The organism is Kribbella pratensis, assembly GCF_004366075.1.
GTDB lineage: Bacteria > Actinomycetota > Actinomycetes > Propionibacteriales > Kribbellaceae > Kribbella > Kribbella pratensis.
This window is the reverse complement of sequence record NZ_SODU01000002.1, coordinates 843,665-852,779: the sequence shown is the minus strand read 5'-3', so window position 1 is coordinate 852,779 and position 9,115 is coordinate 843,665. Positions and strand designations below refer to the sequence as shown.

Sequence of the window (9,115 nt, the reverse complement as noted above, 5' to 3'; positions counted from 1 at the left end):
CCGCCGCGCGCCGCGCCGCTGCCCCGCCCCCGCATAACGCGTGCCCGGCGTCACGCCGCCCCACGCAGGCCACGCAACCGGATCAGCGCGGCGCCTCATCCGGGTCTACCCGGTGCCTCATCCGGGGAGGGGGCCGCTCTATCAGCGGCTCGAACGGCGCTTCGACGGTGGCGTCGGGGGCAGCACCGTTCGGTGCGGCGTTCTGCCCGGTGGGTTGTCCGGGTCTGCGCGGGCGACTCAGCTGGGACGCGGCGACTCGGGCGGGTCACCTCGGCGGGTCACCTCGGCGGCTCACCTCGGCGGGGTCAACTCGGGCGGGTCAACTCGGTGGGTCAACTCGGTGGGTGCCGGTGGGGTCGACGTGGAAGGTGAAGCCGTGGGGTGTGGTCCATTTGAGTGTCTTGTAGTCGATGCGGTGGACGGTCCAGCCGCGGGCGTGGGTCTTCACCCGGTGCCCGAAGCGGCCGAGAGGCGCGAGATTCTTGGTGCTCGTCTGCCCGGTGGGTCCATGGGGGTCGTACGGCTCGATGTGGTCGAGGTCGATGGTGTTGGTGGTTTCGCGGGTGCCGTACGGGAAGAGTTCGACGGGGTGGATGAGTTTGACGCGTTCGCGGATGCGGGGGGGAATCTCGTACGCGTCGACGCTGACCGCATCGTTCAGGTCGATCACGGGCTTGACGGTGTAGGGGCCGTAGCCGATGACCTCGGCCAATTGAGTCGCGAGCAGCGGTCCTATGGTTTCGGCGCGCAGTACGCCGGTTCCGGTGGCGAGAGTGTGATCGGTGAGATGCACGACCACCTCGGTCTGCCCCGGACGTGCCTGTCCTGTCCGTGCCCGTCCTGTCCGCGCCATCCCCGGGCGCAACTGTCCCTTAGTCTCGCCGACCGGTTGCGCTGGAGTCTCTGGGCACGCGAGCTCGCCTGAGCTGCCCGGGTTACCTGAACTGCCGAGACCATGCGGACCGCCTGGTTCGGGCTGACCGCTCTGGGCGTTGGGGTGGTTGGGGTAGCTCGGGTTGGCGTAGGCGTCGTTCTTGATCTGCGCGAGCCGGGCGCGGAGCGACCGCAGCGCGGCAGCATCTATCGCCGGACCCTCACCGGGTTCGGTTCGTGAGTGGGCGGGTTCGGATGGTGTCCGTCGGTCGAACGGGTCGGTTGGTGGGTCGGGGTTGTACGGCGCTGCGGCTTCCAGCCACGGATCGTCCGGCGGACCCGCCGGCTCCAGCAGATCGAGCGACCCCGGCGACTCCGGCAAGTCCAGTGGTTCGAGCGACCCCGCACGTTCGAGAGAGTCCGGTGTCTCGAGCGAGGCTGCTGGCTCGAGCACCACCGCGTTGTCCTGCACCGCTGGGCTGTCCTGCACCGCCGGGCTGCCATGCCCCAGCGCACCGTTCGGCCCCGCCGCATGGTGCTGCACCACCGCGTCGTCCCGCACCACTGGATGCTGCACCACTGAGTTGTCTTGCGCCGCCGCGTCCTCCGGCATCGTTGGGTTGTCGGGTGTTGGGGGTTCGTGCTTGGTGTCTGGCGGGGTTGGGTGGGGTTGGTTGTGGGCTTGGGTGAGGAGTTCTTGGGTGAAGCGGGGGTCGGCGAGGATGTCGATGGCTTCGGCGCGGCGGTGTTGGACCGGGCGGGTGTCGCCGAGGGTTTTGAGGGCTTCGGCGATGTCGGTGATGGTGGCGTTGCAGCGGTTGACGGCTGCGGCGGCGGCTTTGATGTAGATGGTTTTGTTGCCGTGGGCGTCGCCGCGGCCGATGTGCACGCCGCGGTCGTCGGCGGCGTCGGTGGCCTCGTCTGTGGCGCGCGTGGGGTCGGCGTGGTGGCGGGCGGCGCGGGCGATCTTTTCCAGCCGGTACGGGGAGATGGTGTCGATGATCGCGGCGACCTTGCGGTCGACGTATTCCGCGGCGGCGTGGTCGAGTTTTGTGCAGGCCCGAACGATTTGGCGGGCTTTCCAGGGGGTGGCGTCGCCGGCCTGGATGCGGGTCCAGGTGCGGGGGAAGCGGTGGCGGAGGGCGAGGGCGTCGGCGAGCAGGTCGCGGCCGATGCCGGGCGAGACCCCGATGACGACGGCGAACTCGGCGATCGCGAACTCGGCGATCTCCGGACAGCCGTCACCGCCGAGCACCACGGCGCGTTCGCGGCCGTCGCCGGCGCGGCGGGTCGGGCGGGGTTCGCAGACGGAGGGGTGGAATCGGTCGGCGTAGACCTGGGCGCATTCCAGCAGCCGCGCGTCGGCCCGGCTGGCGATGGCGCGGCATTCGGCGGCGCCTTCCAGCAGGTCGCGGGTCGGGAGCGACTCCAGATCTTCCTCGAACATGTGTTCGATTCTATGCTTCATGGAGACAAGGTGCCAGGCTGTTTTCCCTTATCCACAAGGGGAAACATCACATGATCGGCGTGCCAGGAAACGTGTATGCAGGGAGTCAGCTAGGCCGGGGCGGTGATTGCGAAGACGTGGTCGGCGTGCGCGACCACGGCAGCGGCGCGGTCGGGGCAGTGGGTGTTGGCCCAGCGTCGCAGGCTCTCGAGGAAGCCGAAGAGGTCGGCCTGGACCGAGCGGCGCAGTTCAGGCACCTCGCCGTACAGGACCCGCACCGGCAGTCCTTCGCGCACCGGCTCCGAACGCCAGTCCTCCGCACCGCGAGGCCAGATCGTCAGCCCGAGAGCGTCGCGTTCCGGCCATGGGCCGTCGTGCCCGACGTCCGGCCAACCGCCGCTCTCGACCCCGACCCAACTCCGCCAGTCCTCCAGCAGCAGGCAGCAACCCGGATCGACCCGTGCTCCAGCATCGGTCAACCGGACCCCACCGAACACACTCCTGTCGCCGGCCAGCAGACGCTCAACAGACGCCCGCGGCGACGCAGCCTCCCCCACCCAGAGCTCGACAAGCCGATCCACCTGCTCCTCAGACAGGCCCTCGCAAAGCCGGAGCCAGCCCGAGCCGTCCTCGGCGACAATCTCCGCCCGCACCGTCATGATCAGCGCAAGTCGGCCAGATGACCACCAGGATCGCCAAGGTGCACAGCCGTTGCCCTGGGCCCATATCCCAGCCGCCGGTACACCCGGTCCGCGCCGTCGTCCCCCGGTGTCAACCAAGCGAGCGTCACCCCACCCAGCTCGAACGCTTTCAACGTCGCGTACGCCGTCGCGATGCCACCGAACCCGCGCCGTCGATGACTGTGAACCGTCCCGACCCCCGCAACCTCGGACACCTCGTCAGCGACCGCGGTCCACGCCGCGGTCGCTACCGGTACGTCGTCGGCGTACACGAGAACTGCTCCGCCATCCAAAGGATCCGGCTTGAACGCGGAGCCGGCGGTATCCATCTCGTACGCCTCCGCCGACACCGCGTTCGCCACCTCTTGCTCCTCGTCCGACGCCACGACGCGCACCGTCACGCCGTCCGGGAGTTCTGGCACGACCAACTCGGCCGGTGAGACGACGAGCAGCGGCAGGCGGGACACGAGCGTCATCCCGTTCGCCGCGAGCGCCTCGGCCAGACCGGGGTTCGCCTCCTCGACCAGTTCCGCGCTCAGCCAGCGCCCTTCGGCCGCGAAAGCCTGGCGGATCGTGTCGAGCGCCCACGGGAGGTCGTCCGGCGAGAACGGCTGACCAGGTTCGGCCGCGAGCAGGCCGGACAGGTACCAGTCGTCCTTGTCGTGCAGCAGACCGGCGAGGGGCCCGGCGACCACCTGACGTTTCGATCGTGCGGCTCCGGTCAGTTGAGCCGCGGCGATCCGCGCACCGATCTCCATACCCAGGACCCTACGACCCTCGATGAACCAGCGCGACCGAGACAGCGAGAGCGCGGCCGGGTCAGGCGAGCTGGAGCAGGTCGAGAAGCCGGCTCAGGTCAGCGGGGCCCGGCGGACGGCCCAGCAGTACGGCGAGCGCGTCGAGAGTCGCGATCAACTCGCGCCGGGTGGCGGCTCGCGACCTTCCACCGGCCACCGCGGCGAGAACCCTGTCGACCCGCTCGGAGCCCGCCACCAGTTCGGCGCCGACCGACGGCGACGGTGAGGGAGCCTCGTCGCCGATGCGTACGTCGAGCCGCGCCCCGAGCGCAGTCGCGAGCCGGTCCAGCGCGGCGATCGTGGGATTTCCGCGCCCGTTCTCCAGGTTCGCGATGTACGGCACGGACAGGCCGGCGTCGACGGCGACCGACGCGATCGTCCGCCCGGCCGCCTTCCGCCGATCGCGCAGGACGTCACCAAGCTCCATACGACCTATCTTCACAGAACACTCTTGCCGTTGTCTATCTCGACAAGATAGATTCCGGCGGCGTGAGGGACTTCCGGCGGCTATGGTTCAGCGGCGCGATCTCAGGGATCGGGTCCTGGCTCCTGGTGGTCGCGATTCCGTTCCACGTGTTCGCGCTGACCGGGTCGGCGGTGGCGACCGGGCTGACCTTGGCGCTTGAGGCCCTTCCGGCGCTCCTCATCGGCCCGTGGGCCGGCGTACTGCTGGACCGGTGGAACCTGGCCCGGGCGATGTGGATCGCCGATCTCGTCAGCGCGGCCGCGGTCGGACTGATTCTGTTCGCAGACCGCGACCACGTCTGGCCGATCTACCTCGCGATCCTGCTCGAGAACACCGCGACGACGGTCTTCCGTCCGGCCGCCCGCGCACTGCTCCCGGCGGTCGTCGGCACCGGCAAGGAACTGGCCACCGCGAACGCGATCAACGCCGTCACCAGCAGCGCGATCCGCCTGGCCGCACCGCCGCTCGGCGCGCTGTTGCTGGCCGGCCCCGGGATCAAGTTCGTGCTCGCCGTCGACATCGCCAGCTACTTGTTGTCAGCAGCAACCATCGCGACGGTCCGCACCCGCCGGCACGCGACCACGGGCGCACCACCACGACCGCTCGAAGGATTCCGCGCCACGATCCGGCACCGCGCCCTGCGCGGCATCCTCGTCGGCCAGACGGTCTTCCTCACCGCGAACGCCGGCCTGACCGCGCTCCTCGTACCGTTCACGGTCAACCGCCTACAAGCGCCCGGGTACGTCGTCGGCTACCTGATCTCCGGCCTCGGCGCCGGATACCTCATCGGCGCCGCCCTGAGCACGAAAGCCGCCCGCCTCCTCGGAACCCGCGAACTCCTCACCCTGACCCAACTCGCCACAGCCGCAGCGTTCTTCGGACTCTTCAACGCCCCGAACATCCCGATCGCGATCGTCGGCGCGGCTTTCATCGGCCTCCCCGGCAGCATCCTCCTCATTACTGCCCAGACCACCATCCAGCGCACCGCCCCACGGGAAGTGCTCGCGAGCGTGAGCGCGATCTTCTTCGCCGCCGACTCACTCGCACTGCTAATCGGTGCGCTAGCAGCACCCGCGACCACGGTTGCACTCGGTCTGCCCGTCACGCTCAACGTCATCGCAGGACTTGCTGTCTGCGCCGCGGGGCTGACGCTGCTCGTCGTACCAAGGCATCCAGCGAGCTTCACGAGGAGCTGAGCGCGTCATACCTGGCCCGTGCAGTGGCGATCTCTGACTGATGGGTCTCGGTCCAGGTGACGAGTGACTGGATCGTCGCGTGCAGCGTGACGCCGAGCGGGGTGAGCTCGTAGTCGACGCGCGGCGGCACGACCGGGTGCACTGTCCGGCTGACCAGGCCGTCACGTTCCAACTGGCGCAGCGTGACCGTGAGCATCCGCTGACTGATGCCGTCGATCGTCTTCTTCAGCTCGGTGAACCGCATGCACCGGTTGTCCAGCAGCGCAATCACCAGCAGGGACCACTTGTCGCCGGTCCGGGGAGTCTCACGTGTCGTCAACCGTCACCCCGGAGCGGCTGACCGGCCGCGCCTGGGCCGTTCTGTTCGTCCTTTGCGGCGCGATCTTCCTGGAAGGCATCGACGTGTCGATGATGGGCGTCGCGCTGCCGTCCATCCGCGCCGAGCTCGGCCTGACCACCGGCGCACTGCAATGGATCGTCAGCGCCTACGCCCTCAGCTACGGCGGGTTCGTGCTGCCCAGCGGTCGCGCCGCCGACCTGCTCGGCCGACGCCGGATGTTCGTCGGCTGGCTGGTGGTGTTCCTGCTGTTCAGCGGCCTCGGCGGGTTCGCCACCGAGGGCTGGGTACTGATCCTGGCGCGCTTCGTCACTGGAATCGCGGCCGCGTTCATGACCCCGGCCGGCTTGTCGATCATCACCACGACCTACCCGGACGGACCCCAACGCAACCAGGCTTTGCTTGTGTACGCCGGGACCGCCGCCGGAGGCTTCTCGCTGGGTATGGTCACGGGCGGACTGCTCACCGCGATCGACTGGCGATGGGTCTTCTTCGCGCCGGTGATCGTCTCGGCCGTCATCCTGGCCGGTGCCGTCGCGCTGATCCCCCGGGACACCGCGCGAACCGTGCACCGCGGCGGCTTCGACCTGGCCGGGGCGTTGACGCTGACCGGATCGATGTTGTTGCTGGTGGCAACCGTAGTGCGGGCGCCCGACGTACCGGCCGCACAGACAGTGGCCACCACTGCCGCCGGGCTCGTGTTGCTCGGGGCCTTCGTGACGATCGAGCGGCGGGTCGACGCGCCGTTGATCAGGCTCGGACTCTTGCGGAACGCGGCCCTGATCCGGGCGAATCTCGGGGCGATCCTCCTGGTTGGATCGTTCGTGGGATTCCAGTTCATCGCGGTGCTCTACCTGCAGGAATTGCGTGGCTGGTCCGAGTTGGAGACCGGATTGGCCCTGATGGTGACGGCATCGACGCCGTTCTCGCACCGACCCTCACGCCGTGGCTGGTGACCCGATTCGGCAACGGTTCCTGTTGCTCGGGCTCGCCTTCGCGCTCGCCTATGGGCCGTTGACGATCGCCGCGACCGAGCGGGTCGCCGAGGAGGAGCAGGGGCTGGCGAGCGGCGTACTGACGACGTCGTTCCAGTTCGGATCCGCACTCGGACTGGCCGCGGTGGCGGCGGTTCTGGCGGCGGGCGACGAACTGACCGCCGGCGGATTCCGCACCGGGCTCGCAGTACCCCTGGCGGGCGCTGTGCTCGGCGTTGTGACGGCCTGCATTCCGGTGCGTGAGCGCGCCGGTGCAAACAGTTAGCAGGACATCCACATTTCTTTGCCCGTCGAACAATTCGCGACGCCGAATCGTTATCTGCAAATAGCTGCAACCATTCTTGACAGAGTTTCCGGGCCGCCTGACGGTCCGACTGAGAGGGCGTTGACCTGCGCGTTCGTAGGGTTTCCCTACTCTGCGTTAGGCCTCTGTAAAGGTCCCTACCAAAGTGTTCCGAAGGTGCCCACCAGTGAGGTGTTCTTTATCTCAACGCCGGACAAAGCCGTCCGGCGTAGGACCTAGACGCCGAAGGAACTGCGATGACCGAGACGCTGGAGACCCCAACAACGCACCGTCGCGTGCGGGTCTGGTTCGGCGCTCACCCGATCGCGGATCACACCGCCATGGCGGAGCAGGCAGTGCAGTACGAGGAAGCCATGCGCCGCCGGTTCGCGTCCCTCCGGGTGACGAGCGAGCCGGTGCTGGTGGACGCAGACCGATGACCACCCGGCCGACGCTGCTCGGGTACGTACGGGCCGACGCGCTGAGTTGCGCGGAGGAGTTGGCCGCGGCGACCGATTCACTCGTCGCCTTCGCCAGCGCCGAGGGGTTCACCCTCGGAACCGTCTACACCGAGCGCGATGCGGCCGAGTCCGCGGCGTTCCACGCGCTGCTCGACGAGGTGAAGCGGTCCGAGGTCCACGCTGTCGTCGTACCGACCATGAACCACCTCGGGTTCGGCAGCACCGCCGGCACTCCGGCGGCGATGCGGCAACACCTCGAGTTCCACCAGGCGCACGTCTGGGCGGCCGACTCGAGATAACTCCACACAGGCAAGCGGAGCTGACGTCTTGACCCCTGCATCGGCGTCGGTTCCGCTCTCCACCTCCACAGCTGCACCGGGGATGCCCGGGCGGTAGTGGACCACCAAGGCCCCACCGGCTGCTACCGGTGGGGCCTTGTCGATGCTCAAGCGACGTACCTGGTCGGGCATGCTCAAGCGACGATCTTGTACCCGTACCGCTTCATCACCCCGGCGACCGCGGTGTTGAAGATCCCGGTCACCTCGAGCTTGAAGTGCAGCTGCACCTTCCGGATCACCCGCTGGAAATGCAGGTGCCACGGTACGCCGGCCGCCGGCACCGTCTCGGCCTTCGTGATCGCACCGACCCGCGGGTGCGCCGCCCAGGCGATCACCCGGGCCCGGTCCGCGCCCCACACGCCGGTCATCGCGTCGTGCGTGCGCGCGTACTCCATCGCGGCCAGCGAGATCGTCGAGTCCGGCACCGGCTCCTTCGGCGGGTGCGCCTTCAGGTAGAGCTCCCAGGTCATCCCGTAGTACCCGGGCGGTCCGTCGTCCGGGCCGCGGTCGGCCAGCCCGTTCCGCTTCCGGTGATACTCCGCCACCTGATGCGCGGCGCCGCGGGACAGGTCCTTGTCGTCGACCGCGATCGCGTGCACGTGATACGGCCAGTTGCCCTGCGCGGGTGTCCGCAACCAGGCAGCGAACCCAACCTGCCGGAGCGCCTTCACCACCGCGACCCGCTGCGCGGCGCTCTTCGTCCGTACGTCGATGTCGACCGCGCCACCGCCGTCGTGGGTACCGGCCGAGGCGTCCACGCCGCCGGCGTTGTACGACCCCTGCAGGATCGCGAACTTCGAGTGGTACAGCTGCTCCGCGGCCTCGGCCATCGCCACGGTGCGTTTGTTCATCGTGAAGCCGCGCCAGGAAATCCTTGCCTCAGGCATCTTTTCCACCGGCCCCGGCCCCGAGGATCCGCTCCGCGTCCTCGGCCGCGCCGAGCGCCTCCAACTCGTCCAGCTGCTCTTCGGTCAACTCGTCGTCGAACCCTTCCGGCATTGCTGTTCCCTCCCCCTTGGTGCCCGCGCACCGCGAAAATCGCGAACCAGCCTAGGCCGCTGTCAGGTCAGGTACTACCGGCGAAGGTTTGAGGAACGTGAAGTTTTCCGACCGGATCGCGTGCCGGGGTGTGTGCGGAGCCGCGAAGTGGGGTACCTGTAGGTGGTCCCGCGGTTCGGTCAGTGCCATTCGGGCATGGGTGGTGTTCACCGAGCCGCGAGTTCTCCCACTGAGGGGCGGGAG

The 9,115-nt window shown here is 68.7% G+C and carries 11 protein-coding genes; 5 read left to right on the top strand and 6 right to left on the bottom strand.

Annotated features, from left to right (window positions below; genetic code table 11):
* Positions 1–319: 319 nt before the first annotated feature.
* The 4 genes from EV137_RS19225 to EV137_RS19210 form a co-directional block, all read right to left on the bottom strand.
* Positions 320–2,320: a DUF222 domain-containing protein gene (locus EV137_RS19225; protein WP_134130225.1), complete on the bottom strand. Its 2,001-nt coding sequence runs from the start codon at positions 2,318–2,320 to the stop codon at positions 320–322.
* A gap of 110 nt (positions 2,321–2,430) precedes the next feature.
* Positions 2,431–2,979 carry a hypothetical protein gene (locus EV137_RS19220; RefSeq protein ID WP_134130224.1) on the bottom strand — a complete coding sequence of 183 codons (549 nt, stop codon included), beginning with the start codon at positions 2,977–2,979 and terminating at the stop codon, positions 2,431–2,433.
* Between the two features lie 2 nt (positions 2,980–2,981).
* Positions 2,982–3,758 carry a GNAT family N-acetyltransferase gene (locus tag EV137_RS19215; protein WP_134002248.1) on the bottom strand — a complete coding sequence of 259 codons (777 nt, stop codon included), beginning with the start codon at positions 3,756–3,758 and terminating at the stop codon, positions 2,982–2,984.
* A 61-nt stretch (positions 3,759–3,819) separates the two neighbouring features.
* Positions 3,820–4,224, bottom strand: coding sequence for a helix-turn-helix domain-containing protein (locus EV137_RS19210; protein ID WP_134002246.1), 405 nt, complete (start codon positions 4,222–4,224; stop codon positions 3,820–3,822).
* Positions 4,225–4,286: 62 nt separating this feature from the next.
* Here EV137_RS19210 and EV137_RS19205 point away from each other — a divergent pair, with 62 nt between their 5' ends.
* Positions 4,287–5,459, top strand: coding sequence for an MFS transporter (locus EV137_RS19205; protein ID WP_166679934.1), 1,173 nt, complete (start codon positions 4,287–4,289; stop codon positions 5,457–5,459).
* On the opposite strand, the gene EV137_RS19200 is transcribed toward EV137_RS19205, so the two are convergent.
* Complete coding sequence (locus EV137_RS19200) at positions 5,446–5,778, bottom strand: winged helix-turn-helix transcriptional regulator (protein ID WP_202871044.1); 333 nt, start codon at positions 5,776–5,778, stop codon at positions 5,446–5,448. The genes EV137_RS19205 and EV137_RS19200 overlap by 14 nt on opposite strands.
* Between EV137_RS19200 and EV137_RS19195 the strand changes: the two genes are divergently transcribed.
* The 4 genes from EV137_RS19195 (at position 5,769) to EV137_RS19185 (ending at position 7,834) form a co-directional block, all read left to right on the top strand.
* Positions 5,769–6,752 carry an MFS transporter gene (locus EV137_RS19195; RefSeq protein WP_238175416.1) on the top strand — a complete coding sequence of 328 codons (984 nt, stop codon included), beginning with the start codon at positions 5,769–5,771 and terminating at the stop codon, positions 6,750–6,752. The two genes, EV137_RS19200 and EV137_RS19195, sit on opposite strands and share 10 nt — an antisense overlap.
* A complete protein-coding gene (locus EV137_RS41470) occupies positions 6,742–7,056 on the top strand; it encodes a hypothetical protein (protein WP_238175415.1) in 315 nt (104 codons plus the stop codon). The genes EV137_RS19195 and EV137_RS41470 overlap by 11 nt, the downstream gene beginning before the upstream one ends.
* A 275-nt stretch (positions 7,057–7,331) precedes the next feature.
* Positions 7,332–7,514 (top strand): hypothetical protein, encoded by a 183-nt coding sequence (locus tag EV137_RS19190; protein WP_131295223.1) that lies wholly within the window; start codon positions 7,332–7,334, stop codon positions 7,512–7,514.
* Entirely contained in the window at positions 7,511–7,834 is a 324-nt protein-coding gene (locus tag EV137_RS19185) for a hypothetical protein (protein ID WP_134130222.1), read from the top strand. The genes EV137_RS19190 and EV137_RS19185 overlap by 4 nt, the downstream gene beginning before the upstream one ends.
* A gap of 173 nt (positions 7,835–8,007) precedes the next feature.
* On the opposite strand, the gene EV137_RS19180 is transcribed toward EV137_RS19185, so the two are convergent.
* Positions 8,008–8,760 (bottom strand): hypothetical protein, encoded by a 753-nt coding sequence (locus tag EV137_RS19180; RefSeq protein ID WP_134130221.1) that lies wholly within the window; start codon positions 8,758–8,760, stop codon positions 8,008–8,010.
* Between the last annotated feature and the right edge of the window lie 355 nt (positions 8,761–9,115).